Source organism: Achromobacter sp. FW305-C-28 (assembly GCF_058783235.1).
In genome coordinates this window covers 38,289-64,662 of sequence record NZ_JBYSYL010000019.1, presented here as the reverse complement: position 1 = coordinate 64,662, position 26,374 = coordinate 38,289, and the positions used below count along the sequence as shown (strand labels likewise).

The 26,374-nt window shown below is 67.4% G+C and carries 26 protein-coding genes; 18 read left to right on the top strand and 8 right to left on the bottom strand.

The features are described from left to right. Nucleotides 1–3: 3 nt before the first annotated feature. Complete coding sequence (locus AC3WMR_RS29900) at nt 4–1,155, bottom strand: acyl-CoA dehydrogenase family protein (RefSeq protein ID WP_492266706.1); 1,152 nt, start codon at nt 1,153–1,155, stop codon at nt 4–6. Nucleotides 1,156–1,371: 216 nt separating this feature from the next. On the opposite strand from AC3WMR_RS29900, the gene bktB reads away from it, so the two are divergent. The 7 genes from bktB (at nt 1,372) to AC3WMR_RS29865 (ending at nt 9,106) form a co-directional block, all read left to right on the top strand. Next, nucleotides 1,372–2,553 carry a beta-ketothiolase BktB gene (gene bktB, locus AC3WMR_RS29895; RefSeq protein ID WP_175218453.1) on the top strand — a complete coding sequence of 394 codons (1,182 nt, stop codon included), beginning with the start codon at nt 1,372–1,374 and terminating at the stop codon, nt 2,551–2,553. Between the two features lie 49 nt (nt 2,554–2,602). After that, nucleotides 2,603–3,373: a class I SAM-dependent methyltransferase gene (locus AC3WMR_RS29890; protein ID WP_492266705.1), complete on the top strand. Its 771-nt coding sequence runs from the start codon at nt 2,603–2,605 to the stop codon at nt 3,371–3,373. Nucleotides 3,374–3,521: 148 nt separating this feature from the next. Next, on the top strand, nt 3,522–4,274 hold the full coding sequence (locus tag AC3WMR_RS29885) for a GntR family transcriptional regulator (protein ID WP_025137879.1): 753 nt from the start codon (nt 3,522–3,524) through the stop codon (nt 4,272–4,274). Continuing rightward, nucleotides 4,225–5,541 carry a malonyl-CoA decarboxylase domain-containing protein gene (locus AC3WMR_RS29880; RefSeq protein ID WP_492266704.1) on the top strand — a complete coding sequence of 439 codons (1,317 nt, stop codon included), beginning with the start codon at nt 4,225–4,227 and terminating at the stop codon, nt 5,539–5,541. Before AC3WMR_RS29885 ends, AC3WMR_RS29880 begins: the two co-directional genes overlap by 50 nt. A gap of 83 nt (nt 5,542–5,624) precedes the next feature. Beyond that, a complete protein-coding gene (locus tag AC3WMR_RS29875; RefSeq protein WP_492266703.1) occupies nt 5,625–6,416 on the top strand; it encodes an enoyl-CoA hydratase/isomerase family protein in 792 nt (263 codons plus the stop codon). Nucleotides 6,417–6,421: 5 nt separating this feature from the next. After that, a complete protein-coding gene (locus tag AC3WMR_RS29870) occupies nt 6,422–7,963 on the top strand; it encodes a malonate--CoA ligase (RefSeq protein WP_492266702.1) in 1,542 nt (513 codons plus the stop codon). Nucleotides 7,964–8,131: 168 nt separating this feature from the next. Beyond that, complete coding sequence (locus AC3WMR_RS29865; RefSeq protein ID WP_025137875.1) at nt 8,132–9,106, top strand: Bug family tripartite tricarboxylate transporter substrate binding protein; 975 nt, start codon at nt 8,132–8,134, stop codon at nt 9,104–9,106. A gap of 46 nt (nt 9,107–9,152) precedes the next feature. On the opposite strand, the gene AC3WMR_RS29860 is transcribed toward AC3WMR_RS29865, so the two are convergent. Next, nucleotides 9,153–10,109, bottom strand: a complete 957-nt coding sequence (locus tag AC3WMR_RS29860) for an aldo/keto reductase (RefSeq protein ID WP_025137871.1) — start codon at nt 10,107–10,109, stop codon at nt 9,153–9,155. 271 nt (nt 10,110–10,380) lie between these two features. Between AC3WMR_RS29860 and AC3WMR_RS29855 the strand changes: the two genes are divergently transcribed. The 3 genes from AC3WMR_RS29855 (at nt 10,381) to AC3WMR_RS29845 (ending at nt 13,426) form a co-directional block, all read left to right on the top strand. Further along, entirely contained in the window at nt 10,381–11,352 is a 972-nt protein-coding gene (locus AC3WMR_RS29855) for an ABC transporter substrate-binding protein (protein ID WP_025137870.1), read from the top strand. A 387-nt stretch (nt 11,353–11,739) separates the two neighbouring features. Then, a complete protein-coding gene (locus AC3WMR_RS29850) occupies nt 11,740–12,630 on the top strand; it encodes an ABC transporter permease (protein WP_492266701.1) in 891 nt (296 codons plus the stop codon). Nucleotide 12,631: 1 nt separating this feature from the next. Beyond that, nucleotides 12,632–13,426, top strand: a complete 795-nt coding sequence (locus tag AC3WMR_RS29845) for an ABC transporter ATP-binding protein (RefSeq protein WP_025137868.1) — start codon at nt 12,632–12,634, stop codon at nt 13,424–13,426. An 83-nt stretch (nt 13,427–13,509) separates the two neighbouring features. Here the strand turns inward: AC3WMR_RS29845 and AC3WMR_RS29840 are convergent, their stop codons facing one another. From AC3WMR_RS29840 to AC3WMR_RS29825, 4 genes are all read right to left on the bottom strand, one after another. Beyond that, on the bottom strand, nt 13,510–14,178 hold the full coding sequence (locus AC3WMR_RS29840) for an aspartate/glutamate racemase family protein (RefSeq protein WP_492266700.1): 669 nt from the start codon (nt 14,176–14,178) through the stop codon (nt 13,510–13,512). A gap of 26 nt (nt 14,179–14,204) precedes the next feature. Beyond that, nucleotides 14,205–15,452: an NAD(P)/FAD-dependent oxidoreductase gene (locus AC3WMR_RS29835; protein ID WP_492266699.1), complete on the bottom strand. Its 1,248-nt coding sequence runs from the start codon at nt 15,450–15,452 to the stop codon at nt 14,205–14,207. Between the two features lie 125 nt (nt 15,453–15,577). Beyond that, the gene (locus AC3WMR_RS29830) at nt 15,578–17,215 is read right to left on the bottom strand and encodes an NAD(P)-binding protein (protein WP_492266698.1); all 1,638 of its coding nucleotides are present in this window, start codon (nt 17,213–17,215) and stop codon (nt 15,578–15,580) included. After that, nucleotides 17,215–18,726, bottom strand: coding sequence for a polyamine aminopropyltransferase (locus tag AC3WMR_RS29825; RefSeq protein WP_175196479.1), 1,512 nt, complete (start codon nt 18,724–18,726; stop codon nt 17,215–17,217). The genes AC3WMR_RS29830 and AC3WMR_RS29825 overlap by 1 nt, the downstream gene beginning before the upstream one ends. 97 nt (nt 18,727–18,823) lie before the next feature. Between AC3WMR_RS29825 and AC3WMR_RS29820 the strand changes: the two genes are divergently transcribed. The 3 genes from AC3WMR_RS29820 to AC3WMR_RS29810 are packed head-to-tail and all read left to right on the top strand — an operon-like array spanning nt 18,824 to nt 21,782. Further along, the gene (locus AC3WMR_RS29820) at nt 18,824–19,210 is read left to right on the top strand and encodes a DUF350 domain-containing protein (RefSeq protein ID WP_492266743.1); all 387 of its coding nucleotides are present in this window, start codon (nt 18,824–18,826) and stop codon (nt 19,208–19,210) included. A 45-nt stretch (nt 19,211–19,255) separates the two neighbouring features. After that, a complete protein-coding gene (locus AC3WMR_RS29815) occupies nt 19,256–20,299 on the top strand; it encodes an SPFH domain-containing protein (RefSeq protein ID WP_492266697.1) in 1,044 nt (347 codons plus the stop codon). Nucleotides 20,300–20,312: 13 nt separating this feature from the next. Then, nucleotides 20,313–21,782 carry a DUF4178 domain-containing protein gene (locus AC3WMR_RS29810; protein ID WP_492266696.1) on the top strand — a complete coding sequence of 490 codons (1,470 nt, stop codon included), beginning with the start codon at nt 20,313–20,315 and terminating at the stop codon, nt 21,780–21,782. 26 nt (nt 21,783–21,808) lie between these two features. Here AC3WMR_RS29810 and AC3WMR_RS29805 read toward each other — a convergent pair whose 3' ends face one another. After that, entirely contained in the window at nt 21,809–21,961 is a 153-nt protein-coding gene (locus AC3WMR_RS29805; protein ID WP_492266695.1) for a hypothetical protein, read from the bottom strand. Between the two features lie 66 nt (nt 21,962–22,027). On the opposite strand from AC3WMR_RS29805, the gene speD reads away from it, so the two are divergent. From speD to AC3WMR_RS29785, 4 genes are all read left to right on the top strand, one after another. Next, complete coding sequence (gene speD, locus AC3WMR_RS29800; RefSeq protein ID WP_492266742.1) at nt 22,028–22,414, top strand: adenosylmethionine decarboxylase; 387 nt, start codon at nt 22,028–22,030, stop codon at nt 22,412–22,414. A gap of 127 nt (nt 22,415–22,541) precedes the next feature. Then, the gene (modA, locus tag AC3WMR_RS29795) at nt 22,542–23,300 is read left to right on the top strand and encodes a molybdate ABC transporter substrate-binding protein (RefSeq protein ID WP_492266694.1); all 759 of its coding nucleotides are present in this window, start codon (nt 22,542–22,544) and stop codon (nt 23,298–23,300) included. A gap of 43 nt (nt 23,301–23,343) precedes the next feature. Next, complete coding sequence (modB, locus tag AC3WMR_RS29790; RefSeq protein ID WP_492266693.1) at nt 23,344–24,027, top strand: molybdate ABC transporter permease subunit; 684 nt, start codon at nt 23,344–23,346, stop codon at nt 24,025–24,027. Then, nucleotides 24,027–24,713, top strand: a complete 687-nt coding sequence (locus tag AC3WMR_RS29785) for a sulfate/molybdate ABC transporter ATP-binding protein (RefSeq protein ID WP_492266741.1) — start codon at nt 24,027–24,029, stop codon at nt 24,711–24,713. Before modB ends, AC3WMR_RS29785 begins: the two co-directional genes overlap by 1 nt. Before the next feature lie 59 nt (nt 24,714–24,772). Here AC3WMR_RS29785 and AC3WMR_RS29780 read toward each other — a convergent pair whose 3' ends face one another. Further along, nucleotides 24,773–25,567 carry a TOBE domain-containing protein gene (locus tag AC3WMR_RS29780; protein ID WP_492266692.1) on the bottom strand — a complete coding sequence of 265 codons (795 nt, stop codon included), beginning with the start codon at nt 25,565–25,567 and terminating at the stop codon, nt 24,773–24,775. Nucleotides 25,568–25,757: 190 nt separating this feature from the next. On the opposite strand from AC3WMR_RS29780, the gene AC3WMR_RS29775 reads away from it, so the two are divergent. After that, on the top strand, nt 25,758–26,351 hold the full coding sequence (locus AC3WMR_RS29775) for a DUF4136 domain-containing protein (protein WP_492266691.1): 594 nt from the start codon (nt 25,758–25,760) through the stop codon (nt 26,349–26,351). Nucleotides 26,352–26,374 lie beyond the last annotated feature (23 nt).

Below are 26,374 nucleotides of genomic sequence, written 5' to 3'. Positions count from 1 at the left end.
TCCTTATCGAAGGCCGAGGCCGCGCGCGATGATGCCGCGCAGGATTTCGCGGGTGCCGCCGCGCAGCGAAAACGTGGGGGCGGCCTGCTCCAGGTAGGCCAGCGTGCGCACGAGCGGCGCGGGGGGCGGGCGGTCGGGGCGCCGGCCCAGCGCGTCGGCGATGAGGCGTGGAATGTCCTGTTCCAGCTCGGTGCCCAGGTCCTTCACCAGCGCCGCTTCGATGGCGGGGCTTTGGCCCGCGGCCAGCTTGCCCGCCACGGCCAGCGACATCGCGCGCAGCACCGCCATCTGCGACAGCACGGACCCCAGCAGCGCGGCGTCGGGGCTGTCCGTGCGGTCCTCGCCGCGGCAGTGCGCCAGCCAACATTGCAGCAGCGCGATGCTGGAATACAGACGTTCGGGTCCGCTGCGTTCGAACGCCAGTTCGGCGTTGACCTGGGCCCAGCCCGCGCCTTCCTCGCCGATCAGCGCGTCGGGCGCCAGTTCGACGTTGTCGAAGAACACTTCCGAGAAATGCGCATCGCCGGCCAGATCACGGATGGGGCGGATGGTGATGCCTGGCAATGACAGGTCGATGATGGCCTGCGACAGGCCCTGGTGCCGATCTTCCGACGTGCCGGACGTGCGCACCAGCGCGATCATGTAGTGCGAGCGGTGCGCGTTGGTGGTCCAGACCTTGCTGCCGTTCAGCCGCCAGCCGCCGGGCACCGGTTCGGCCCGGGAGCGGATGCTGGCCAGGTCCGAGCCCGAGCCGGGTTCGCTCATGCCGATGCAGAAAAAGGCCTCGGCGCGGCAGATGCGCGGCAGGTAGAAGGCTTTCTGGGCCGTCGTGCCCAGCTTGAGAATCAGCGGCGCGCTCTGGCGGTCCGCGATCCAGTGCGCCGATACCGGTGCGCCCGCACCCAGCAGTTCTTCAGACAGCACGAAGCGTGCGAAATGGCCGCGCGCTGCGCCACCATATTCGCGCGGCAGGGTCAGGCCCAGCCAGCCGCGTTCGGCCAGCTGGCGGCTGAAGCTGGCGTCATACCCCATCCATGAGCGGGCCCGCTGGTCCGGCGCCAGGCCGTCCAGGGCCTCGGCCAGGAAAGCGCGGACCTCGGTGCGCAGCGCTTCGTCTTGCGGGGGAATGGCGGTCAGGTCCAGCGTATCGATCATGGGGCGGGGTCCGGGTCGGGCGGGCGCCGGGCAGGCGCGGCGAGAGGCCACTATCCGCGAGCGGCGCGAGGCGTGTCCAATATTTTTTTCCGGGCGGGCGATATGAATCAGCGATCGCTGGATGTCTGTCCGATAATCGATCGGCGGGGCCGGCGGTGCCCGGTAAGGCCCCCGGGCGCGCGGGTATGATGGAACGCATTACAAGGAGGAAACACCATGAATGAAGTCATCGTCGCGTCTGCCGTCCGTACCGCCATCGGCGATTTCGGCGGGGCGCTCAAAGACGTGCCGCCCTGCGACCTGGGCGCCACCGTCATCCGCGCGGCGCTCGAGCGCGCCGGCGTCTCGGGCGACGAAATCGGCCACGTTGCCGTGGGCCACGTCATCAATACCGAACCGCGCGACATGTACCTGTCGCGCGTGGCGGCCATGAACGCCGGCATCGCCAAGGAAACGCCGGCCTTCAACGTCAACCGCTTGTGCGGCTCGGGCCTGCAGGCCATCGTGTCGGCAGCGCAGACCATCCTGCTGGGCGACGCCGAGATCGCCATCGGCGCCGGCGCCGAAAGCATGAGCCGCGCGCCATACATCGCGCCGGCCCAGCGCTGGGGCGCGCGCATGGGCGACAGTGTCATGCAGGACATGATGACCGGCGCGCTGTCGGATCCCTTCGGCCGCATGCACATGGGCGTCACCGCCGAGAACGTGGCCGCCAAGTTCGGCATCAGCCGCCAGGACCAGGACGCGCTGGCCGCAGAATCGCACCGCCGCGCCGCCGCCGCCATCGAGGCCGGCTATTTCCGCGACCAGATCGTGCCGGTGGTGCAAAAGACGCGCAAGGGCGAAGTCGTGTTCGACACCGATGAACACGTGCGCCGCGACGTCACCGCCGACAGCCTGGCGGGCCTGAAGCCGGTGTTCCAGAAAGAAAACGGCACCGTCACGGCCGGCAATGCGTCGGGCCTGAACGACGGCGCCGGCGCCCTGGTGCTCATGAACGCATCCGTCGCGGCCAAGCGCGGCATCAAGCCGTTGGCGCGCCTGGTGGCCTACGCCCATGCCGGCGTGGACCCCAACATCATGGGCATCGGCCCGGTGCCGGCCACGCAGGCCGCGCTCAAGCGCGCCGGCCTGACGGTCGACCAACTGGACGTCATCGAAGCCAACGAGGCCTTCGCCGCGCAAGCCTGCGCCGTGAGCCGCGAGCTGAAGCTGGACCCGGCCAAGGTCAACCCCAACGGCAGTGGCATCGGCCTGGGCCACCCCATCGGCGCCACCGGTGCGATCATCACCGTCAAGGCGCTGCACGAGCTGCAACGGGTGCAGGGCCGCTACGCGCTGGTCACCATGTGCATCGGCGGCGGCCAGGGCATCGCCGCGATCTTCGAGCGCATCTGATCGCGCGGCGGGCGGGGCCGGCCCCATCCGCCGGCCCTACAATCGCGCCATGTACAAATCCAAATTCCCCTCTGAACTGGACCAGCCGACCCTGTCCGAAGTGGACGGCGTGCGCTATCTGCACTTCAACACCGAATGGGTCCAGGGCGCCATGCGCATCAAGAACCCGTCGGAACTGGTGCTGGAATACACCAGCCAGATGCTGGCCTGGCTGCTGTTTCTGGAACCCCCCAAGGAAGACGCCATCGGCCTGTTCGGCCTGGGCGCGGGGTCGCTGGCGCGCTTCTGCGTCAAGCACACGCGCAGTCCCTTGCTGGCAGTGGAATGGAACCCGCGCGTGACCGCCGCCTGCCATATGTTCTTCCGCCTGCCCGGCGAAAACCGGCTCAAGGTCGAACACGACGATGCCGCCGTCTGGGCGGCCGACCCCGCCAATGCCGGCCGCTGCCCGGTGCTGATGGTGGACTTGTACGACGCGTCCGCCGCCGGTCCGGTGCGCGACAGCGTCAAGTTCTACCGCGACTGCCGCCGGGTGCTGGGCGATGTCGGCGTGGTGGCGGTGAACCTGTTCGGCCGCCACGAAAGCTTCGGCAAGAACATCGACAACCTGTCCAAGGCCTTTGACGACCGCATCGTGCTGCTGCCTGAAATCGACGCCGGCAACCAGATCGTGCTGGCGTTTTCCGGCCCGCGCCTGGCGATCACGCCGGCCGAGCTGCTGGCGCGCGCCGAGGTGGTCGAATCCAAGTACGGCCTGCCGGCCCGCCGCTGGGCGCGGTCGTTGACCCGCCACGTGGTCGACGGGATTCTGCACTTCTGATTCCCCCGAAAGTCCCTGCCCGCCCGCGCGTTCTGTCGTGGCGGGTTAGGGCAAATCCTTAGCTGTCCGGCTAGCCGGAATTCGATCGCCAGGGATATGATGGGCTTATTCATAATTATGAATTACGGCGCATTGCGGCCGTCAGCCCATGACCCAACCCATCGTCCGGCAAGCCCTGTACCTGGAAGTCGCGGATCGCCTGCGGGGCATGATCCACGCCCGCGCGCTCAGCAACGGTGAATGGATCGACGAGCTGCGACTGGCCGGCGAACTTGGCATTTCCCGCACGCCGCTGCGCGAGGCGCTGAAGGTGCTGGCCACCGAAGGCCTGGTGCGGCTGGAGCCGCGCCGCGGCTGCTTTGTCAATGAACTGTCCCCGCAAGACCTCGAAGACATCTTTCCGCTGATGGCCATGCTGGAAGGCCGCTGCGCCTTCGAAGCCGCGCGCAAGGCCACCGATGCGCAACTGGCGGCGCTGGCGCCGCTGCACGAGGCGCTGGCCGGCCATGCCGCCGCCGGCCGCATCGACGCCTACTACCAGACCAACTACCTGATTCACGAGGCCGTGCAGGCGCTGGCCGGCAACCAGTGGCTGGTGGACATGGTGGGCAACCTGCGCAAGGTGCTGAGCCTGTCGCGCCACCGCAGCCTGGCCTGGCCAGGCCGCATCCAGGAATCCTGCGGCGAGCACCTGGCCATCTTCGAGGCCCTGCGTGCTCGCGATGGCGAACGCGCGGAAGCGCTGGCCCGCCACCACCTGATGCGCCAACTTGAAGTGCTGCGCGCCCTGGCCGCCGACGATCCGCAGGACACGCCGTTTTCCGACCTTCCCGTTGCTGAGGAACCCGCCCATGAACGCACCCGCCAATCTCGCGCCCGCGCGCGGCGCACGCACGCCTGAGCCCGAACCCGACACCGTGGAGTCGGCCGCCAACGAGGCCGGCAGCCTGATCACGCGCCTGGGGCGCCTGTGGGAACGCGGCCGCCTGCCCAGCGAATCCGAAGTGCGGCGCCTGTTCGAGGCGCGCCTGACCGACGTGGCCGCCAACAAGCTGGCGCGGCGCTGGTGCGAGCAATACGCTGCGGCCGACGGCAAGGACCGCCGCCTGATGCTGGCCGCGCTGGCGCAGGTGCGCGGCAGTTTCGCGGGCGAGGCCGGCGAAGGCGTGCGCCTGTTCAAGCGTTTCAATGCGCAGCCGCTGGGGCTGCGCTTCCTGGTGGAATTGCGCGCCGACATGCTGCGCTGGCGCAAGCAGGTGGCGGGCATCCAGGCGCTGGACAAAGACCTGGAAGGCCTGCTGTCGGCCTGGTTCGACGTGGGCCTGCTGGAACTGCGCCCGCTGACCTGGGATTCGCCCGCCTCGCTGCTGGAAAAACTGATCATCTACGAGGCCGTGCACGAGATCAAATCGTGGGACGACCTGCGCCACCGGGTTGCGCCCGACCGCCGCTGCTATGCCTATTTCCATCCGCAGATGCCGGGCGTGCCGCTGATCTTCGTCGAAGTCGCCTTTGCCGGCCAGATGGCCGACAACGTGCAGGTGCTGCTGGACAGCGATGCGCCCAGCCAGGACCTGGACAAGGCGCGCTGGGCGATCTTCTATTCCATCTCGAATACGCAGCCGGGCTTGAAGGGCATCAGCTTCGGCAACTTCCTGCTCAAGCGCGTGGTCGAGCAGTTGCTGCAAGAGCTGCCCAAGCTCAAGTCGTTCGCGACCTTGTCGCCGATTCCCGGTTTTGCCGACTGGCTGGGCAAGCTGGACGCCGACGCGGTCGAGGCCATCGTGCGCGAAGACAAGGCGCGGGCCAAGGCGCGCCAGCGTGCCGGCGTGCCCGATGGCCAGCGCTGGGTGGCCCGGCTGGCGCGCGCCGCGCAGGCGAAAAAGACGCCCGACGTGGTCAAGCGCGCCGCCTTCCGGCTGGCCGCGCACTACCTGCAATCCATGAAGAACGGCCTGCCGGTGGACGCGGTGGCGCGCTTTCACCTGGGCAACGGCGCGCGCATCGAACGCCTGAACTGGGCAGCCGATACCTCGGCCAAGGGGCTCAAGCAGTCGTGCGCGCTGATGGTCAACTACCTGTACGACCTGGATGAGCTCGACGACAACCTGGCGCGGCTGCACGATGGCAAGCCCCAGGTCAGCCGCAGCGTGGGGCGCGTGGCCTGACGGCCGCGCCGCCCGGCAATAAATACAGAAGAGCGCGGGCCTGTGCCATGCCGGCAGGCTCGCAGACAAACTCGGGAGGGGACATGACAGACGACGTGGCCGGCCGTGTGCTGTTGCAGCGCGAAGGCCATCTGGCCTGGGTGACGCTATCGCACCCGGGCCGCCTGAACGCGATCACCGTGGCCATGTGGCACGAGCTGCGCGATGTGTTCACGCGCATCGCGCAGGACGACGCGCTGCGCTGCGTGGTGGTCCGCGGCGAGGGCGGCAATTTCGCCGCGGGCGCCGACATCCGCGAATTTCCGGTCGAACGCGCCGACGCCGCGGGCGTGCAGCGCTATCACCGCGAGGTGCTGGCGCCCGCGCTGCGGGCGGTGGCTGAATGCCCGCAGCCGGTGGTGGCCCAGATCGACGGCGTGTGCGTGGGCGGCGGGCTGGAAATCGCCAGCCAGTGCGACCTGCGCATCGCGGGGGAATCCGCCCGCTTCGGCGTGCCGATCAATCGGCTGGGCTTTCCCATGGCGCCCGATGAAATGCGCGGCCTGCTGGCGCTGGCGGGACGCGCGGCCACGCTAGCCATCCTGCTGGAAGGCCGCGTGTTCGGCGCCGCCGAGGCCCGCGACCTGGGCCTTTTGACCCGCATCGTGGCCGATGCCGACGTGGCCGCCCAGGTGCGCCGCAGCGCCGAGCGCATCGCCCAGGGCGCGCCGCTGGCCGCCCGCATCAACAAGCGCCTGTCCGCCCGGCTGGCCCGTGGCGGCGCCTTGACCGAAGACGAATACCAGGATTATTTCTCCTACGCCGACAGCCGCGACCACAAGGAAGGCGTGCGCGCCTTCCTGGCTGGCGTAGACCCTCTTTTTTCCGGAGATTGAATACGGTGAGCAACGCCAACCTATACGCTGTGCTGCAAGGCGGATTTCCCGCCAACCGCAAGCAGGTCGCGCTGGAGACGCCCGACCTTGCCTACACCTGGGACGACATCGACCGGGCCACCGCCTGCCTGGCCAACCTGCTCAGCTCGCTCAAGCTGCCCGAGGGCGCGCGGGTGGCGGTGCAGGTCGAGAAATCGCCCGAGGCCCTGCTGCTGTACCTGGCCACGCTGCGCGCGGGGCTGGTGTACCTGCCGCTGAATACCGCCTATCGCGAAGCCGAGATCGAGTACTTCCTGGGCAATGCCGAACCCGCCGTGGTGGTGTGCGCCAGCAAGAACCGCGACTGGGTGCAACGCGCCGCCGACAAGGCCGGCTGCGCCCATGTTTATACGCTGGACGAAGACCGCAGCGGCACGCTGCTGGATGCCGCGGGCGGTTTGTCACAGACCTTCAAGACCGTGGCGCGCAAGCCGGATGACCTGGCTGCCATTCTGTACACGTCGGGCACCACCGGCCGCAGCAAGGGCGCGATGCTGTCGCACGGCAACCTGGCGTCCAACGCGCAGGTGCTGCACAAATATTGGGGTTGGCGTTCGGACGACGTGCTGCTGCACATGCTGCCGATCTTCCACGTGCATGGCCTGTTCGTGGCGTCGCACGGCGCCTTGCTGGCCGGCGCCAAGATGATCTGGCTGCCCAAGCTGGATGCCGATCTGGCGCTGCGCTACCTGCCGCAAAGCACTGTGATGATGGGTGTGCCCACGTATTACGTGCGGCTATTGGCCGACAAGCGTTTCAACCGTGAACTGTGCGCCAACATGCGCCTGTTCATCTCGGGGTCGGCGCCGCTGCTGGCCGAGACCTTTGCCGATTTCGCGCAGCGCAGCGGCCACGCCATTCTCGAACGCTACGGCATGAGCGAAACCGTGATGCTGACCTCCAACCCCTACGATCCGGCCGATGGCGAACGCCTGGCGGGCACCGTGGGCCGAGCCTTGCCGGGCGTGCAGGTGCGGGTGGTGGACGATGCCGGCATTGCGCTGGCGCCGGGCGAGATCGGCAACGTGCAGGTGCGCGGACCCAATGTGTTCTCGGGCTACTGGCGCATGCCGGAAAAGACGCGCGAGGAATTCACCGCGGACGGCTGGTTCAAGACGGGCGACGTCGGCCGCTGGGGCGGCGAATCCGCGGGCCGCGACGTGCCGGCCGATTACCTGTCGATCGTGGGCCGCAGCAAGGACCTGATCATTTCCGGCGGCTTCAACGTCTACCCCAAGGAAATCGAAACCCTGATCGACGACATGCCGGGCGTGGCCGAATCGGCCGTGATCGGCGTGCCACACGCGGACTTCGGCGAAGCGGTGGTGGCGGTGGTGGTGCCCAAGGAAGGCGTGTCGCTGGACGCGGCCGCGATGCAGGCCGAACTGAAGGCGCGCATCGCCAATTTCAAGGTGCCCAAGCGCCTGCACATCGTGGACCAATTGCCCCGCAACACGATGGGCAAGGTGCAAAAGAACGTGCTGCGCGAAACCTATCAAACGCTGTAGCGCCGCGACACCGTGCCGGTCCCTGGGGACCGGCATTTTTTCAAGGAGCCCGATCAACACGCCAGTCCACCCTATCCCCGCAATACCCTGGCAGCACCCGATCCAGAAAACACAAGAGACGAGACGCGGGAAACGCGCCGTCCCCACGCTGCAGCAAGAGGAGACAATATGAAATACCGCATACTCGCCACGGCCTTGCTGGCCACGGCGGCCGCAGGGTTTGGCGGCGCCGCCGGCGCCGCATCCTGGCCGGAACGGCCCATCACGCTCATCGTGCCTTTTCCCGCAGGCGGCGGCACGGATACCTTTGCCCGCCCGCTGGCCCAGCAGCTCACCCTGCAGATGGGGCAGTCTGTCGTCATCGACAACAAGGGCGGGGCGGGCGGCACCGTCGGCGCGGGCGTGGCGGCCAAGGCCCGGCCCGATGGCTACACGTTCTTCATGGGCGGCGCGCACCACGCGCTGGCGCCGTCGCTGTACAAGAGCCTGAACTACAACATCCAGAAAGACTTCGTGCCGGTCGCGCTGGTGGCGCAGCCGCCGCAGGTGGTCGTCATCAACGCCACCAAGCTGCCGGTCAAGACGGTGCAGGAATTCGTCGACTATGCCAAGAAGCATCCGGGCGAGATCAACTTCGGCACGGCCGGCAAGGGCAGCACGCACCATCTGGCCGGTGAATTGTTCGCCATGCAGACCGGCATCAAGCTGGTGGATGTGCCCTACCAGGGCGCCGGCCCCATGCTGACCGCGCTGATCGGCGGCCAGGTGGACCTGGCCTTCGACGGGCTGGGATCTTCGTCGGGCCACATCCGCTCGGGCACCATCAAGCCGCTGGCGGTGGCCGCCGACAAGCGCTCGCCGTCGTTGCCCGACGTGCCCACCGCGGCCGAGGCCGGTGTGCCGAACTACGTGGTGTCGACCTGGTACGCGATCTGGGCGCCCGCCGGCACCCCGCCCGAGGCCGTGGACCGCATGACGGCCGAAATCACCAAGGCCCTGAACGCGCCCAAGATCAAGGAAACCTGGGAAAGCAACGGCTCGTCGGTGCCGACGCTGACGGGCGCCGAGTTCGGCAAGTTCGTCGACAGCGAAGTCTCGCGCTGGGCCAAGGTGGTCAGCGATTCGGGGGTGAAGCTGGATTGATGCATGCCGCGGGCCGCGTGGCGGCCCGCGGGTAGCGACTGCCGCCTCAGCGCCAGTCGCTGGCCAGGCTGAGCTTGGCCAACTGGTCACGCGTGAGCGTCAGGCTGGCCGCCTTCACCAATTCATCCAGTTGCGCCAGCGACGTGGCGCTGACGATCGGCGAGGTGATGCCCGGCTGCGCGATCTGCCAGGCCAGCGCGGCCTGCGCGGGCGTGCAGCCGGCGTCTTCGGCGACTTCGTCCAGCGCCTTCAGGATGCGGTAGCCGCGGTCGTTCAGGTAGGTGTCGACGATCTTCTTGCCGCGCGCGCTTTTGCCGACGTCGGCCGGGCTGCGGTATTTGCCGCTGAGAAAGCCGCTGGCCAGCGCGTAGTAGTTGATGGTGCCCATGTCCTGCGCTTTCACCAGGGCCTGCAAGCCGGCCTCGAAAGGCTCGCGGCTATATAGGTTGTATTCGGGCTGGATGCTTTCGTAGCGCGGCAGGTTGTGCCGTTCGGCTGCGATCAGCGCTTCGGACAGGCGCACTGGCGTGTAGTTGGACGCACCGATGGCGCGCACCTTGCCGGCCGCGATCAGCTTGGCGTATTCACCCAGCGTATCGGTCAGCGGGGTATCGGGGTCGTCCTTGTGCGACTGGTACAGATCGACGTGGTCGGTCTGCAGCCGCGCCAGCGACGCATCGATCGATCGCCGGATGTAGGCCGGCGCCAGGCCCTTGGCGTCCGGGCCCATTTCCATGCCGACCTTGGTGGCGATCAGGACCTGGTCGCGCTTGCCCGAGCGCTTGAGCCATTTGCCGATCAGGGCTTCGGATTCGCCGCCCTGGTTGCCGGGGACCCAGCGCGAATACACGTCGGCCGTGTCGATGAAGTTCAGGCCCGCGTCAACCAGGGCGTCCAGCAGCGAGAACGTGCCGGCCTCGTCGACGGTCCAGCCGAAGACGTTGCCGCCGAAAGTCAGGGGAGGGATCTGCAGGCCGGAACGGCCCAGTGCGCGTTTGATCATGGTAAGGCCTTTGGGTGGCGCCAATCAGGTGCCGCGACGACGATGTCGCGGATGTCGTGTCGCGCGGGGGCGGCGCTTTTAGTATATTGGCGCCGCTCGCCCCGGCATGGGGCAGGCGTGCTGCGCATGCACCATTTCAGGGATTCCCCCCAAGTTAATTTGTGTTGCGACACGTTAGACTATACGGCTTTACGGCTGGACCGGAACCGCAGGGAAGCCTGCGGAACAGCCGTAACAATGAACAAATACCAAGGGTTCAAGGAGCTTATCTATGCTGATCGGGAAAAAACATTTTCTGACGGTGGGCGCCATGGCGCTGGCGATGGCGATCGCCGCGCCCGTGTCGGCGCAGCAGAAGTCGGTGGCGGTTACCGCCATCGTCGAGCATCCGGCGCTGGATGCCGTGCGTGACGGGGTGCAGGACGCCCTGAAGGCCGCCGGCTACGAGCCGGGCAAGAACCTGAAGTGGCAGTACCAGAGCGCGCAGGGCAACAACGGCACCGCCGCCCAGATCGCCCGCAAGTTCGTCGGCGACAAGCCCGACGCCATCGTGGCCATCGCCACCCCGTCGGCCCAGGCCGTCGTGGCCGCCACCAAGGACGTGCCGGTGGTGTATTCCGCCGTGACCGATCCGGTTGCCGCCCAGCTCGTGTCCAGCATGGACGCCTCGGGCACCAACGTGACGGGCGTGTCGGATCTGCTGGCGCTGGACAAGCAGGTCGACCTGATCAAGAAGATCGTTCCCAACGCCAAGCGCGTCGGCATCGTCTACAACCCGGGCGAAGCCAACTCGGTCGTGGTGGTCAAGAAGCTGCAGGAAATCCTGCCCAAGTCGGGCATGAGCCTGGTCGAAGCCGCCGCCCCGCGTTCGGTCGACGTGGCGTCCGCCGCGCGCAGCCTGATCGGCAAGGTCGACGTCATCTATACCAACACCGACAACAACGTGGTCTCGGCCTACGAGTCGCTGGTGAAGGTCGGCAACGACGCGAAGATCCCCCTGATCGCCTCGGATACCGACAGCGTCAAGCGCGGCGGCATCGCCGCCCTGGGCATCAACTACCGCGACCTGGGCGTGCAGACGGGCAAGGTGGTGGTGCGCATCCTGAAGGGTGAAAAGCCCGGCGCCATCCCGTCCGAAACCATCAACAAGCTCGAGCTCTACGTGAACCCGGGCGCGGCCGCCAAGCAAGGCGTGACGCTGTCCGACGCGGTCATCAAGTCGGCCGCGGTGGTCGTGAAGTAAAGTATCGGCTGGTTCGCCCCGCTCGTGCCTACCCGGCGCGCGCGGGGTTTGTTTTATCTTGTTTTCTTGTTTGCCCGGCCGACAGGCGGGGTCCACAGGGCGGCAGCATCCACAAGGTGCGCGCGGCCCGGCGCGATGGCGTTGGTCTTGAACGGCATGTCGGCTTCTGGCTGCCACGCTGCGTTTTGCTCCCCCGGAGCGTCCATCAAGCAGCCCGCTTGCGGCCCTGGCCGCCAAGCCTGGCGACGCCTTGGCAGGAATCGAGAGAAAATCACGCGGCAAGAAACGTTTATTGCAAAAGCTCGGGTAAAACTGATGCCGAAACGCAAGAAGTTGGACGTTTCAAATCTCTAATATGCTCGTTCCTCACCTGATTGGATTTGACCCATGTCATTGTTCTCGTTGTTAGGCGCACTGGAGATCGGCCTGATCTTCAGCCTGGTGGCCTTGGGCGTGTTTATCTCCTTTCGCCTGCTGCGCTTCCCGGACCTGACCGTTGACGGCAGCTTTCCGCTGGGCGGCGCCGTCTGTGCCACGCTGATCGCCGCGGGCACCGACCCGTTCATCGCCACCATCGCGGCCACCTTTGCCGGCGCGGCCGCTGGCCTGGTCACCGGCTGGCTCAACGTCAAACTCAAGATCATGGATCTGCTCGCCAGTATCCTGATGATGATCGCGCTGTACTCCGTGAACCTGCGCATCATGGGCAAGCCCAACGTGCCGCTGATCACCGAACCCACCGTCTTCACGATCCTGCAGCCGGGCTGGCTGTCGGACTACGTGGCGCGGCCCCTGATCCTGGTGGTCATCGTGGTGCTGGCCAAGCTGGCGCTGGACTGGTTCTTCGCCACCCAGACGGGGCTGGCGGTACGTGCCACCGGCTCGAACGGCCGCATGGCCCGCGCCCAGGGCGTGAACACCGGCCGCATGATCCTGTTCGGCATGGCGCTGTCCAACGCGCTGGTCGCCATGGCTGGCGCGCTGTTCGCGCAGACCCAGGGCGGCTCCGACATTTCCATGGGCATCGGCACCATCGTCATCGGCCTGGCCGCCGTGATCGTGGGCGAAAGCATCCTGCCGTCGCGCAAGCTGGTGCTGGCCACGCTGGCCGTCATCATCGGCGCCATCGTCTACCGCTTCTTCATCGCGTTGGCCCTCAATAGCGATTTCATCGGCCTGAAGGCGCAAGACCTGAACCTCGTCACCGCGGTCCTGGTCACCATCGCCCTGGTCATCCCCATGCTCAAGCGCCGGTTCCTCGGCAAGAAGGGGCGCTGATATGCTGTCCGCAAAAGACCTCAAGATCACTTTCAACGCGGGCACGCCGATCGAAACGCGCGCGCTGCGCGGCCTGTCGCTGGACATTCCCGAAGGCCAGTTCGTTACCGTCATCGGTTCGAACGGCGCGGGCAAGTCCACCTTCCTGAACGCCGTGTCGGGCGACCTGCCGATCGATTCCGGCAAGATCGAAATCAATGGCGTGGACGTCACGCGCCAGCCCGTCTGGGCTCGCGCCGGCCGCGTGGCCCGGGTGTTCCAGGACCCCATGGCGGGCACCTGCGAAGACCTGACCATCGAAGAGAACATGGCGCTGGCGCAGCTGCGCGGCGCGCGCCGCGGCTACAGCCGGGCGGTCAAGGCCTCGATGAAGGACGGGTTCCGCGAACGCCTGGCCACGCTGGGCCTGGGCCTGGAAAGCCGCCTGGCCGACCGCATCGGCCTGCTGTCGGGCGGCCAGCGCCAGGCGGTGAGCCTGCTGATGGCCGCGCTGCAACCGTCGCGCATCCTGTTGCTGGACGAGCACACCGCCGCGCTCGACCCGCGCACCGCCGATTTCGTGCTGCAACTGACGGCCCGCATCGTGGCCGAGAACAAGCTGACCACCATGATGGTCACGCACAGCATGCGCCAGGCGCTGGACGTGGGCGACCGCACGGTGATGCTGCACCAGGGCCAGGTGGTGCTGGACGTGTCCGGCGACGAACGCCGCGGCATGGACGTGCCCGACCTGCTGGCCATGTTCGAGCGCGTGCGCGGCGAAAAGCTGTCTGACGACGCCTTGCTGCTCGGCTGAGTGTCGCGCCGATCCGGTCGGCAAAACGCCCGCTGCAAGCCTCGACCCGAGGCCCGCAGCGGGCGTTTTTCATGGCGGGCCGGTCAGGCCGCCAGGCCCCGCCAGGTCTTGATCAACAGCGTTTCGATGTCGTGCACCGGCAGGCCGGTGGCGCGTGCCACCGCGTCGCGGTAGGGCGGCATGTTGGTGCATTCCAGCACGATGTCGGTCAGGCCGGGCGCCCGCGCCGCCAGGCGGCTGGCGGCATCCACCACGTTGCGTTCGACCTCGGCCAGGTTCATCACGGGGCTGTTCTCCAGGATGCGCGCGTGCATTTCGCAGCCAGGCGCCAGCCCTTCGACGATGGCATTGGCGGGCACGGCAACCGCGTCCAGGATGCCGCGCGACAGCGACTGCGCATCGAAGGTGACGATGCCCACGCGCGTGAGGCCGCGGCACTGCAGGAGGCTGGACGTCACGACCGGCACGGGCACGGCGGCCTGCAGGGCCGACTGATACCTGGCCAGGAAGCCGCAACTGGTGGAGATCAACGCGGCGCCGTCGCGCGCCAGGCTCACGGCGGCATCGATGAAGGGCTGCAGGAAGGCCGGATCGGCCTCTTGCACGATCTTGCGCGGCGAGGCGTCCCGCACCGTGACAAAGCGCACCGGGACGCCGGCGCGTTCGTAGGTCTGGGCGTTGCCGACGTCCCCGGGCGGCCGCGGAAAGCGGGTGTCCAGCATCAGCACGCCTAGAAAGCCCGGGTTGTGCACGTGAGTGTCCTTGTTTTGTGAAGGCCTCAGATGAATCGGCCAGGCCGGAAGGCGGCGTGCTGCTGACCGCCGTTCTCGCCGGACATCAGTTCGCCCAGCATCTTGGCCGTTCCCGGGCCGGTGCTGAAACCGATGTGCTGGTGGCCCAGCGCCAGCCACAGGCCGGGGTGGCGCGGCGCCTGGCCGATCATCGGGCGGCTGTCGGGCAGGGTGGGGCGGCGGCCCAGCCAGGCTTGCGGATCGAGTCGCGCGCCCAGGTCCAGCGCTTCGCGGGCGCGGGCTTCCGCCAGGTCCAGTTGGTCCGGTCGAGCGGGGGCGTCGCAGTCGTCCAGTTCCACCCCAGTAGTCAGCCGCAGGCCGCGGGCCATGGGCGAGAGCACGTAGCCGCCGCCGGTGTCATAGACGGGCCGGCCCAGCGCCGGGCCGCTGCCGGGCGCGTAATGCATGTGATAGCCGCGTTCGAACGCCATCGGCAGGTCGATGCCGGTGGTCTTGAGCAAAGCCTTGGACCACGGGCCCAGCGCCAGCACCAGGGCCGGCGCCGTCAGCGCCTCGGACGCCTGGTCGCCCTGCACCGTCCAGTTTTGCCCGTCGCGACGGATGGCGGTGGCCCGCAGCGGCTTGAACGTGCCGCCCGACCGGCGGAACAGGTCGGCATAGGCCTGCACCACCGCCCGCGGGTCGTCCACGGAATACGAGCCCTGTATCCACAGGGCGCGGGCGAACATCGGGGCCAGGGCGGGTTCCAGCCGGGCCAGCTCGGCTGGGTCCAGCGCCTGCGTCGGCACCTGGTGGCGGGCATAGGCGGCGCGCGCCAGGGCGCTGCCTTGCCAGGCCGCTTCGCTGCGGAACAGGAAGATCCAGCCGGTATCGCGCAGGCGATGGCTGATGCCCGCTGCGGCCAGCAGGCGCTGGTGTTCGGGGGCGGACAGCCGGATCAGGCTGTCCAGGGCCGTGGCCGTTTCCTCGAACACCGAAGGCCGGGCGCGCCACAGGAAACCGGCGGCCCAGCCCAGGTTGCGGGCCAGGTAGCCGGGGCGATAGCGGAATTGAACCGTGTCGTTACGCAGCAGCCGGGGCAACTGGCGCCACAGGCCGGGATGGTTGAACGGCATGAGGGAACTGCGGGCCAGCACGCCGGCATTGCCATGCGAGGTCTCCAGCCCGGGGGCCTGGCGGTCGACCAGGGTGACATCCATGCCGCGGCGCTGCAGTTCCAGCGCACAGCAAACGCCGACCATGCCGGCGCCAAGCACAATGACTGGCTTTCCCATCGTTTTTATGAGGTCTCAGGCTAGGGTCAAGGGGACCCGCTGGCGATTGTAGGGCAGCCGGGGCGGCCTGCAAGCAGATCAGGCCGAGGCGTGGACGCTGGCGGCGCTAGCGGGGCGCACGACGATCAGGCCGCCGGCCGTTGCCCCAGAATCCGTCCGGCCGCCGTCACGCCCCACCACGCCGCTTCCTCGAAGACCGAATAGCCGGACAGGTCGGCGTGCGCGAACAGCACCGGGCCGTCCACGTCGCGCAGCGCCGCCAGGCCGGGGTTGGACAGGTAGCCGCAATAGGGCGAAGCCATGGCATGGCCGCGCACCGTGATCTCGAGCTGGCGCGCATGGCGCCAGAAGTCGTCGCCGTAGGCGGCCACCAGGTCGGCCGCCACCTCGTCGCGCAGGGCCTCGGGGCGGGCGCTGGCCAGCCATTGGCGCGTGGCCTGCGGCGTCTTGCCGCTGAGCGCGTCGTAGGCGGTGAAGACCGTGCGCGGCGACCGCGCCACCCGCAGCAACTGGTGCGTCGACACCACGTAGCCTAGCGCCTGGCCCTGGTAGACCACGTTGTCCCACGACAGCGGTTCGCCGGGCGCCTCGCGCGGATAGCCATCCATGACGAAGTTGGACACCAGCCAGGGCGCGTGCGGCGAGGCATGCACCGCCGGATCGTAGCCATAGGCGCGGATGTCCGGCAGCACGTGCTGGGCCACGAACAGCGGCATGGCGCAGACGGCGCGTCGCGCTTGCAGCGTGTAGACGGCCGGGGCGGGGCCGGACGCCAGGCAGTCGATCTGCGGGCCGGCGGGCGTTTCGCGCAGCCGCATGGCGGTGCCGGGCAACAGCCAGTTGCCGTGGCCCAGGCGGGCGCTGATGGCGTCGTGCAGGCGCTGTACCAGCGGCGCCAGGCCACCGGGCCAGGTCAGCACGGCGCCTTCGGCGGCATTGGCCGCATGGCCGTCGCGGCTGGCGAAATAATGCAGGCCGGCCCAGGCCGAGACCACGTCGTACTGGGCGCCGTAGTCGTCGCGGCAGCAGTAGTTCAGGTACCAGTGCAGGGCGGGCGAGGTATAGCCTTCGCGTTCCAGCCAGGCTTTGAAGGTCAGCGTGTCCAGCGCCCGCCAGGCCGGGTCGCGCGACGACAGGGCGATGGGAATGCAGAAGACCTTGCGGCCATCGTTGCCGACCTGCCCGTGCAGCGCATCCACCCGCGCCAAAAACTTGCGGTGCTGCTCGGCGTGGCCGTCGGGCAGCCCGGTCATGGGCAGCAGGCCGTCTTCCCAGTGGCCGCCGCGCAGCAGGCGTTCTTGCGGAGAATGCGCGAGGATGGCTTCGTCGTAATAGGGCCGCGCGGCGTAGGCATCGCGCTCGGCAATGCCGAAGTCGGCCAGCATCTCGCGCACGTGGGTGGACTGCATCGAGGGCAGCGGCAGGTAGTGTGCGCCCAGCGGATAGTCCAGCCCGTCGCGCACGCCGGCCGAGGCGTTGCCGCCGTATTCCGGGCCTTGCACCACCACGAAATCGGTGTAGCCCTCGCGCGCCAGTTTCCAGGCGCAGGACAGCCCGGCCACGCCGGACCCCAGGATCGCCACCTGGCTTTGGCGGGTGCTTGATGACGCCGGCAGCGCGGCGCCGTCGCGCAGTGCGTGGCCCGCCTGCATGCCGGGGTAGCGCACCTCGGGCGTGGTCTCGACGATGCGTGACCGGTAATAGCCCGCCGTGCCCGCCGCCGCCGCGGTGGCCGCGCCCAACAGGAAAGTGCGGCGGCGCATCAGCGGATGACCTTGCGCCAGTCCTCGTCGAAGTAGCGCACGAGCGATTGTTCGTTCAGGCGGTTCGGTGGCATGGCCAGCGCCGGCATGTCGGCGGGAAAGTGGAACAGCTCGCGCATCGTCGCCGGGTCCAGGTAGCGGGTGGGCACCGAAATCGTCGTGGGCGGCGTGTAGTCGCGCCGCTTGCCGGCCAGGATGAAGCCCCAGTCGCCGAACGACGGCACGTACGCGTGGTACGGCCAGGTGTTCAGGCCGGCTTCCTTCAGCGTGGCGTCCACGCTCCAGAATGAGCGCGGCGCGAAGTAGGGCGAGGTGGACTGGATGACCATGTAGCCGTTCTCGGCCAGGTGGCGCGCCATCAGGTGGTAGACGGGCACCGAATACAGCCGGCCCAGCCCGAAGTTGGACGGGTCGGGAAAGTCGACCACGATGTAGTCATAGACTTCGGCGTGGCTTTCCAGCCAGCGGCCCGCGTCGTCGTTGATGACGGTGACGCGCGGGTCCGTCAGCGAATTCTGGTTCAGCCGCGTCAGCGGTTCAGACCGCGAAAACAGGCCCGTCATGGCCGGGTCCAGGTCCACCAGCGTCACGTGCTCGACGTGCTTGAATTTCAGGATCTCGCGCACCGCCAGGCCGTCGCCGCCACCCAGCACCAGCACGTTGCGGGCCCACGGCAGCGCCTGCAGCCCCGGGATCACCAGCGACTCGTGATAGCGATGTTCGTCGCGCGACGAGAACTGCAGGTTGCCGTTGATGTACAGGCGCAGGTCGTCGTGCCAGCGGGTCACGATCAGGCGCTGGTAGGGCGTGGTCTCGGCATGCACCACGTCGTCGCCGTACAGGCCTTTCTCGGCCCAGCCGGTCATCTGGCCCGAGAATGCGAAACCCAGCGCCAACAGGCCCAGCACCACGCTGCCGCGAATGGCTTTCTCGGCCGGGCGGCGCACTTCGGCGCGAAACAGCCAGGTGGTCCAGAGCGCCACGCTGGCGTTCAGGATGCCGAACAGGAACCCCGTGCGCAGCAAGCCCAGCTTGGGCGCCAGCAGCAGCGGAAAGACCAGCGACACGGCCAGCGCGCCCAGGTAATCGAAAGTCAGCACGCGGCTGACGATTTCGCGAAATTCCGTCTTGCGCTGGTTGAAGACCCGCATCACCAGCGGGATTTCCATGCCCACCATCAAGCCAATGATGAAGACGCCGACATACAGCGCCGCGCGAAAGGGCGCGGACAGCCAGGCGAATACCAGGAACAGGACGGCGGCGGAAACGCCGCCCAGCAAGGCGACGGCCAGCTCGACGTCGATGAATCGATTCAAAACGTCGTCGTCTTTTACATATTTTGACAACCACGATCCGATGCCCATCGCGAACAGATAGCAGCCGATGACGGACGAGAATTGCAGGATGGAATCGCCCAGCAGATAGCTGGCCAGCGCGCTGCTGATGAGCTCGTAGCCCAAGCCGCACGAAGCGACGATCAATACCGACAGGATGAGAACGCGGTCGCGCATGGGGGTTCCGACTCAGAAAATGCGTTCGCAGTATATCGAAGCCGCCGTATATACTGCGCGCAATTAGGGCCTGAAGGGGGCGAATATGGGAGAAGCGATGCATCCGGCCGTGACCTATCTGATCTATATCGTCTCGGCACTGGTCATGCTTGGCGTTTTCACCGCGGTCTACACCACCGTGACGCGCTACAAGGAATTCGAACTGATCCGCGAAGGCAATATCGCCGCGGTGCTGTCCTACAGCGGCGCGCTGGTGGGCTTTTCCTTCACGCTTTGCTCCAGCATCGCCATCCACGCCAGTTTCGTCATGTTCGTGGTCTGGGGCGTGGCCGCCATGGCGGTGCAGCTGGTCGTCTATGCGGTCATGGCGCAGGCCATCCGCGGCCTGAACGAGGCCATCGAAGAAAACAACATCGCCATGGGCGGCCTGATCGGATCGATCTCGCTGGCCGCCGGCGTGGTCAACGCCGCCTGCCTGACCTGATCCGGCCGGGCGCGCTGATTCCGATCTGACACAGGAGAACTTGCCATGAGTCTCGGTTCATTTATTCGCAAGCAGTTTATCGACATCCTGCAATGGAACGAGGACGGCGACGGCGTGCTGGCCTGGCGTCATCCGATGCAGGATTTCGAAATCCAGTACGGCGCCAGCCTGACCGTGCGCGAATCGCAGATGGCGGTGTTCGTCAACGAAGGCAAGGTGGCCGACGTGTTCGGCCCCGGCATGTACAAGCTGACGACGCAGACGCTGCCGGTCCTGACGTACCTGAAGAACTGGGACAAGCTGTTCGAGTCGCCCTTCAAGTCGGACGTCATCTTCTTCAGCACCCGCCTGCAACTGGGCCGGCGCTGGGGTACGGCGCAGCCCGTGACGCTGCGCGACAGCGAATTCGGCATGGTGCGCCTGCGCGCCTTCGGGGTGTATTCGTACCAGATCACCGACCCGGCCAAGTTCTACCGCGAAATCAGCGGCACGCGCGACGTCTATACCGTCGACGACCTGGAACTGCAGCTGCGCAACATGGTGGTCGCCGCCATGACAACGGCGCTGGGCGGCTCGAAAGTGCCGTTCCTGGACATCGCCGGCAACCAGGGCCTGATGTCGCAAAGCATCAGCGAGCAACTGGCCCCGGTGTTCGACCGCTACGGCGTCAAGCTCGACAACTTCACCGTTGAAAACGTGTCGTTGCCCGAAGAATTGCAAAAGGCGCTGGATACCCGGATCTCGATGGGCATGGCCGGCGACCTGGGCAAGTTCACCCAGTACCAGACGGCCACCTCCATTCCGCTGGCGGCGCAGAACGAAGGCGGCATTGCCGGCATCGGCGCGGGCCTGGCGGCCGGTGCGGCGCTGGGCCAGACCATGGCGGCCGGGCTGGGCGTCGGGCAGGCCGCGGGCCAGGGCCAGCCGGCGCAGGCCGCAGCGGCGGCGGGCGCCGCGGCAGGCGCGACGGCCGGGGGCGACCCCGTGCAGCGCTTGCAGCAGCTCAAGGATTTGCTGGACAAGGGCCTGATCACGCCGGCCGACTACGACTCGGCCAAGGCCGAGGTGCTCAAGAAACTCACCAGCTGAGCGCCGAACGCCCATGCAGCAGGTCCTGTGTCCGCAATGCGGAGCGCCCGTCAAGTTCACGTCCACGGCGTCGGTCATGGCGGTGTGTGGCGCGTGCCGCAGCACGCTGCTCAAGGATGCCGAATCGGTCAAGCGCATCGGTGAAACCGCGGATGTGCTGGAAGACTACTCGCCGCTGTGCCTGGGCGCCGCCGGCCAGTTCGAAGGCAAGCGCTTCGACCTGATCGGCCGCATCCAGATGCGCTTTGAAGACGGCTTCTGGAACGAGTGGTACCTGTGGTTCGACGACGGTTCCGACGGCTGGCTGTCGGATGCGTCGGGGCAGTACGCCATTACCCGCCGCCGCAAGGTCAAGTCGACCCAGGGCATGCCGGCGTTCGCCGACATCTCGCCGGGCGATGAACTGAAGCTGGACGGCCAGCGTTTTTCGGCGTCGGACGTGCGCACCTGCCGCGCCGGCGGCGCACAGGGCGAACTGCCGTTCGTGCCGGGCGATGGCTGGGAAGCCAAGGTGGCCGACTACCGCAGCATCGATGCCTTCCTGACCCTGGATTTCTCCGATGGTCCCGAGCCCGAGCTGTACATCGGCAAGGCCTTCGACCTGGCGGGCATGCAGGCGGCCACGCTGCGCTCGAACGAGCAGGTCGAAGAAACCGCGGGGCGCTTCCGCGGCCAGATCAAGGCGCTGGACTGCCCCAATTGCGGCGCACCCATCAGCTTTGTCGCGGCCATGGCCACCCAGGTGGTGTGCCCGTCGTGTACGGCCACGGTCGACTGCGCGGGCGATACCGCCCAGGTCATCGCCAAGGCGCAGAAGCTCAAGACCATCAAGACCACGCTGGCGCTGGGCGCCACCGCCAAGATCGACGGCGTCGCCTTCACCCTGATCGGCCTGATGAAATGCGCCGACCCGGACCCCGAAGAGCCGTCCGACTGGATCGAATACCTGCTGTTCAATCCGGTCAAGGGCTTCATCTGGCTGGTGGAAACGGACGAAGGCTGGGAACGCGTGCAGGTCTGCGACACCTGGCCCAGCCGCAACAACGCCACCAGCGTGCGCTGGCGCAACAAGCTCTACCAGAAGCTGTACGACTACACCTCGCGGGTCGAGCTGGCGCTGGGCGCCTTCAACTGGCGCGTGAGGGTGGGCGACAGCATCCAGATCACCGACTACAAGGCCGGCAACCTCAAGCTGACCAGCGAACTGGGGCCTGCCGAACTGGGCTGGTCCGCGTCGGGGCCGGTGGCGCCTGCCCAGTTGGCTGAATGGTTCGGCAACCCCGAGCTGGCCAAGCAGAAAGCCATGCCGCGGGCGAGCACGCCGGGCGGCTATCGCAAGTGGGCCTGGTTCGCGACCATCGCCATGGGCTTCCTGAACCTGGGCAATATCTTCAACGGCCGCCTCCTGCCGATCGTGATCGGCCTGGCGTTTCTGTGGCTGCCGGCCAGCCTCGCGGACAAGATGTCCGCAAAGGACGACTAGCCGATGGGCAAGTTTCTCTATGCCATCTATGCCGTGATCGTGGTCATGGCCGCCACCGGCGCCAGCTCGCCAGGCGCCCGATTCACCAGCGGCGGCGGGGGCAGCAGCAGCGGCAGCAGCAGCAGTTGGGGCGGCGGTTCTTCCGGCAGCTCGGGCTGGTCGTCGGGCGGATCGCACAAGTGACGCCGCGCGATGCCACGCAGGTCGACCTGGTGCAGCCTGTCGCCGCGTCTGCAACTTCGCAGGTGAATCCGCATGGCACCCCGGGTGCCGCCTCGTGCGCCACCCCCTACGCCACGCCGGGCCGCCACATCCTGGCCGATTTCCGCGGCGTGGACGCCGGCCTGCTGGCAGACGTCGCCGCGCTGGAGCGCGAACTGGTTGCGGCCGCCCAGGCCGCCGGCGCCCAGGTGCTCAGCGCCCATTTCCACCATTTCGGCGCCGGCGCAGGCGTGACCGGCGTGGTCATGCTGAGCGAATCCCATATCAGCGTGCATTCCTGGCCCGAACACCAGTTCGCGGCGCTGGACATCTTCATGTGCGGTGCGGCCCGACCGGAACAGGCGCTGGAGCGCCTGCGCACGGCGCTGTCCCCCCTGACGGCGCGTGTCACCACCGTCGACCGCGGCTGAGCGTCCGCCACCGCCTTCATCCCGGGACGTTTGACCTGGCGCAAGCCCGTGCGGGACGCAAATTGACGAGCGTTATATACCTATATATATTTCGTTACCGATATTGATCTTGTCCGAGGAGAGTGCCATGTTCCGCAAACACCCGATCCTGGCCGTGTCGCTGGCCCTGGCCGCCGTCTGGGGGCCCAGCGCCCAGGCCGCCGACCTGGTGGTGTCCGCCGCTGCCAGCCTGACCAACGCGTTCAAGGAAGTGGCGCAGGCCTACGAAAAGGAACATGCCGGCACCAAGGTGGTCCTGAATTTCGGCGCCTCGGACGTGTTGCTGCAGCAGATCGTCAAGGGCGCGCCCGCCGACGTGTTCGCGTCCGCCGACCAGAAGGCCATGGACAAGGCCGTCGAGGAAAAGGCCGTCAAGCCCGAATCGCGGGTGGATTTCGCCGCCAACCAGATCGTGCTGATCGTGCCGACCGACAGCAAAGCCAACATCACCGCGCTGAAAGACCTGACGCGCGACGACGTCAAGCGCATCGCCTACGGCAACCCGGCGTCGGTGCCGGTGGGCCGCTACACGCAGGGTGCCTTGCAGGCCGCCGGCCTGTGGGATGCGGTGCAGGCCAAGAGCGTGCTGGCGCAGAACGTGCGCCAGAGCCTGGACTACGTATCGCGCGGCGAGGTGGATGCGGGCTTCGTGTTCGCCACCGACGCGGCCGTGATGCCGGACAAGGTCAAGGTCGCCGTGCGCGTGCCCTCGCAAACGCCGGTGACCTATCCTATTGCCGTCACCGCGCGCGACACCGCCGCCAAGGAAGCGCAAAGCTTCGTGGCCTACGTGATGTCGCCCGCCGGCCAGGAAATCCTGTCGCGCTACGGCTTCCAGAAGCCCTGAGGCCGCGCCGGGCTTGAATGTTGAATCTTGAATCGCAGGCGTCATGAGCGATCCAGTATGGGTGCCCCTGCTGCTTACCCTGAAAGTGGCAGGCTGGGCAACGCTGTTGGCAACCGTGGCCGGCACCGCGGCCGCCTATGGCTTGTCCCGCTGGCGCTGGCCGGGGCGGGACCTGCTGGACGCCATCCTGACGCTGCCGCTGGTGCTGCCGCCCACCGTGCTGGGCTATTACCTGCTGGTCTTGCTGGGCCGGCGCGGGGTGCTGGGCGAAAAGCTGGCGGCCTGGGGGATCGAACTCGTGTTCACCTGGCAGGGCGCCGTCATTGCCGCGTCGGTGGTGGCGTTTCCGCTGGTGTTCAAGTCGGCCCGCGCCGCGTTTGAAAACGTCGACGCGCAGCTGGAAAGCGCCGCCCGGGTGCTGGGCGTGTGCGAGGCCGGGGTGTTCTTCCGGGTCACGCTGCCGCTGGCTGCGCGCGGCATCGTCGCCGGTGTGCTGCTGGCGTTTGCCCGCGCCCTGGGCGAATTCGGCGCCACGCTGATGATCGCCGGCAACCTGCCGGGTCGTACCCAGACGCTGTCGGTGGCCATCTACGAAGCCGTGCAGGCGGGCGACGATGCCACGGCCAACTTCCTGGTGCTGGTCACGTCCATCACCTGCATCGTGGTGCTGCTGGCAGCAGGCAAACTGGTGCCGATCGGTTCCAGCCGCCGCAGCGGAGGCGCATGATGAGCGTCGACCTGCGGATCCGCAAGAACATGGTCTCGGGCGACCGGCATTTTTCGCTGGACGTGGCTTTTTCGTCGGCCTCCAAGCGCATCGCGCTGTTCGGGCCGTCGGGGGCGGGGAAAAGCCTGACGCTACGGGCGGTGGCCGGCCTGCTGCGGCCGGATGGCGGCCGCATCGTCGTCAATGGCCGGGTGCTGTTCGATACCGACGCGCGCATCAATGTGGCGCCGCAGGCCCGCAAGGTGGCCTACCTGTTCCAGGACTACGCGCTGTTTCCGCACCTGACGGTGGCCCAGAACATCGCCTTCGGCTCGCGCCGCGGCTGGCTCAACCCGCCCCGGCGCGCGGTGTCGGCCGAGGCGCGGCGCTGGGTCGACGCCTTTGAACTGGGCGCCATTGTGGGCAGCTATCCCAACGAGATATCGGGCGGCCAGAAGCAGCGGGTTGCGCTGGCGCGTGCGCTGATGCTCAAGCCGGATATCCTGCTGCTGGACGAGCCGTTTTCGGCGCTGGATTCGCAGCTGCGCGGCAAGATGCGCCAGGAATTGAACGCCTTGCAGCGTCAGCTGGACGTGCCGATGCTGCTGATCACCCACGATCCGGCCGACGTCGACGCCCTGGCCGACGAGGTGTTCGAAGTGCGCGAAGGCAAAGTGCGCCGGCGCGACGAGGACGTGGGCGTCTAGCCGCGAGCGGGCAGGGCGGCGGCGCGCTGCCGTTCATCGCCCGGCAGAGAAAAGCAGGCTCAGTCCAGCACGCCCAGGATCACGCTGGACGCCTTGAAGATGGCGACCGCCGGGGCGCCTTCGCCCAGCCCCAGGTCCTGCGCGCTTTCATTGGTGACGATCGCCACGAGCGTGGTGCCGCCTTCCAGGTCGATCAGGATTTCACTGTTGACCGCACCGGTGCGTACCGCCGCGATGGTGCCGGGCAACTGGTTGCGGGCCGACAGCCGCAGGCCGGGGCCGGGAGCGCCGACGATGACCGACGAGGCCTTCACCAGCGCCAGGGCTTCCTTGCCCGGCGCCAGTTCCAGTTCCTGGGTGCTTTCGCGGGTGATGGTGGCGGTGATGACCTGGCCGCCGGCGATGCGCAGCAGGATCTCGTCGTTGACGGCTCCGGTGCGCACTTCCATCACCGTGCCCATGAGTTTGTTGCGTGCGCTGGTCTTCAACATAAATCGCCTCATCAAGTCGATGTCGCCGCTGGCGGTCAGGCCGGCGCGCGCCAGGTTGTCCATGAATTTGCGGTGCTCGGTTTCCAGCGCCCGGAAGGTGGCGATCAGGCTGCGCGCCCGGTCGGTCAGGCGCGTGCCGCCGCCGCCCTTGCCGCCGGCCGCGCGCAGCACCAGCGGCTCGCCCGCCAGGTTGTTCATGGCGTCGATGGCGTCCCAGGCCCCCTTGTAGCTCATGCCCACCGCGCGGGCGGCGGCCGTGATCGAGCCGGTGGCGTCGATCTGGGCCAGCAGGTCTATGCGGTTCTTTCCGCCCCAGTTCTGGGCGCCGGAACGAAACCAAATCGAGCCGTCGAGTTCCAACATGGGGGTATCTTCTGGTCTGGGTATGGAATGAACCCCGAGTGTAATGGAGCCCGCGCCCGCCGCGGTTTGATCTCGATCCAATGAGAATGCTTCCTTGTTGAAACTTTATCCGCTTCGCGGCACTATGAATGCGCCTGACGCCTGTTGACACTTGGGCCTGCCTTCGCCGGCCCCTCTCTCGGAGATCGACATGAACGCGTTCAAAATGCTGGCCGTGGGTTCCCTGACGGGCTTGTTGGCGGCTTGCGCCTCGGGCCCCTCCGTCAAGGGCGATTACGATCACCAGGCCGATTTCGCCCAGTACCGCACCTTCGGCTACATGGCGCCCCTGGGCACCGACAAGGCCGGCTACAGCACCTTGCTGACCGAGCGGCTGAAAGACGCCACCCGCGGCCAGATGGAAATGCGCGGCTACGTCTACAGCGCGTCCAACCCCGACCTGCTGATCAATTTCAGCGGCAAGCTGCAGCAAAAGACCCAGGTCACCGAAGCCCCGCCGCCCATGCCCTACTACGGCTACCGCAGCGGCTTCTACGGCGGCTGGCCCGGCTATGGCTGGGGCGACACCGTCTACCAGTACACCGAGGGCACCCTCAACATCGACCTGGTCGACCCGCGCCGCAAGCAGCTGGTGTGGGAAGGCGTGGCCGTCGGCGAAGTCCAGAACCCCGAGATGGCGACGTCGGCGCAAAGCGTCGACAAGGCCGTCGCGCTGATTTTCGCCAAGTATCCGTTCCGGGCCGGCGTCGCCGCCCCGCAGTTGCCGGACAAGAGCAAGCCCTAGGGCTTGCCGCTATGACAAGGACC

Coding starts and splice junctions, on each gene's coding strand:
- AC3WMR_RS29900 (WP_492266706.1), bottom strand. CDS start 1,155: ATGATCGATACGCTGGACCTGACCGCCATTCCCCCGCAAGACGAAGCG.
- bktB (WP_175218453.1), top strand. CDS start 1,372: ATGAATGAAGTCATCGTCGCGTCTGCCGTCCGTACCGCCATCGGCGAT.
- AC3WMR_RS29890 (WP_492266705.1), top strand. CDS start 2,603: ATGTACAAATCCAAATTCCCCTCTGAACTGGACCAGCCGACCCTGTCC.
- AC3WMR_RS29885 (WP_025137879.1), top strand. CDS start 3,522: ATGACCCAACCCATCGTCCGGCAAGCCCTGTACCTGGAAGTCGCGGAT.
- AC3WMR_RS29880 (WP_492266704.1), top strand. CDS start 4,225: ATGAACGCACCCGCCAATCTCGCGCCCGCGCGCGGCGCACGCACGCCT.
- AC3WMR_RS29875 (WP_492266703.1), top strand. CDS start 5,625: ATGACAGACGACGTGGCCGGCCGTGTGCTGTTGCAGCGCGAAGGCCAT.
- AC3WMR_RS29865 (WP_025137875.1), top strand. CDS start 8,132: ATGAAATACCGCATACTCGCCACGGCCTTGCTGGCCACGGCGGCCGCA.
- AC3WMR_RS29860 (WP_025137871.1), bottom strand. CDS start 10,109: ATGATCAAACGCGCACTGGGCCGTTCCGGCCTGCAGATCCCTCCCCTG.
- AC3WMR_RS29855 (WP_025137870.1), top strand. CDS start 10,381: ATGCTGATCGGGAAAAAACATTTTCTGACGGTGGGCGCCATGGCGCTG.
- AC3WMR_RS29850 (WP_492266701.1), top strand. CDS start 11,740: ATGTCATTGTTCTCGTTGTTAGGCGCACTGGAGATCGGCCTGATCTTC.
- AC3WMR_RS29845 (WP_025137868.1), top strand. CDS start 12,632: ATGCTGTCCGCAAAAGACCTCAAGATCACTTTCAACGCGGGCACGCCG.
- AC3WMR_RS29835 (WP_492266699.1), bottom strand. CDS start 15,452: ATGGGAAAGCCAGTCATTGTGCTTGGCGCCGGCATGGTCGGCGTTTGC.
- AC3WMR_RS29830 (WP_492266698.1), bottom strand. CDS start 17,215: ATGCGCCGCCGCACTTTCCTGTTGGGCGCGGCCACCGCGGCGGCGGCG.
- AC3WMR_RS29825 (WP_175196479.1), bottom strand. CDS start 18,726: ATGCGCGACCGCGTTCTCATCCTGTCGGTATTGATCGTCGCTTCGTGC.
- AC3WMR_RS29820 (WP_492266743.1), top strand. CDS start 18,824: ATGCATCCGGCCGTGACCTATCTGATCTATATCGTCTCGGCACTGGTC.
- AC3WMR_RS29815 (WP_492266697.1), top strand. CDS start 19,256: ATGAGTCTCGGTTCATTTATTCGCAAGCAGTTTATCGACATCCTGCAA.
- AC3WMR_RS29810 (WP_492266696.1), top strand. CDS start 20,313: ATGCAGCAGGTCCTGTGTCCGCAATGCGGAGCGCCCGTCAAGTTCACG.
- modA (WP_492266694.1), top strand. CDS start 22,542: ATGTTCCGCAAACACCCGATCCTGGCCGTGTCGCTGGCCCTGGCCGCC.
- modB (WP_492266693.1), top strand. CDS start 23,344: ATGAGCGATCCAGTATGGGTGCCCCTGCTGCTTACCCTGAAAGTGGCA.
- AC3WMR_RS29785 (WP_492266741.1), top strand. CDS start 24,027: ATGAGCGTCGACCTGCGGATCCGCAAGAACATGGTCTCGGGCGACCGG.
- AC3WMR_RS29780 (WP_492266692.1), bottom strand. CDS start 25,567: ATGTTGGAACTCGACGGCTCGATTTGGTTTCGTTCCGGCGCCCAGAAC.
- AC3WMR_RS29775 (WP_492266691.1), top strand. CDS start 25,758: ATGAACGCGTTCAAAATGCTGGCCGTGGGTTCCCTGACGGGCTTGTTG.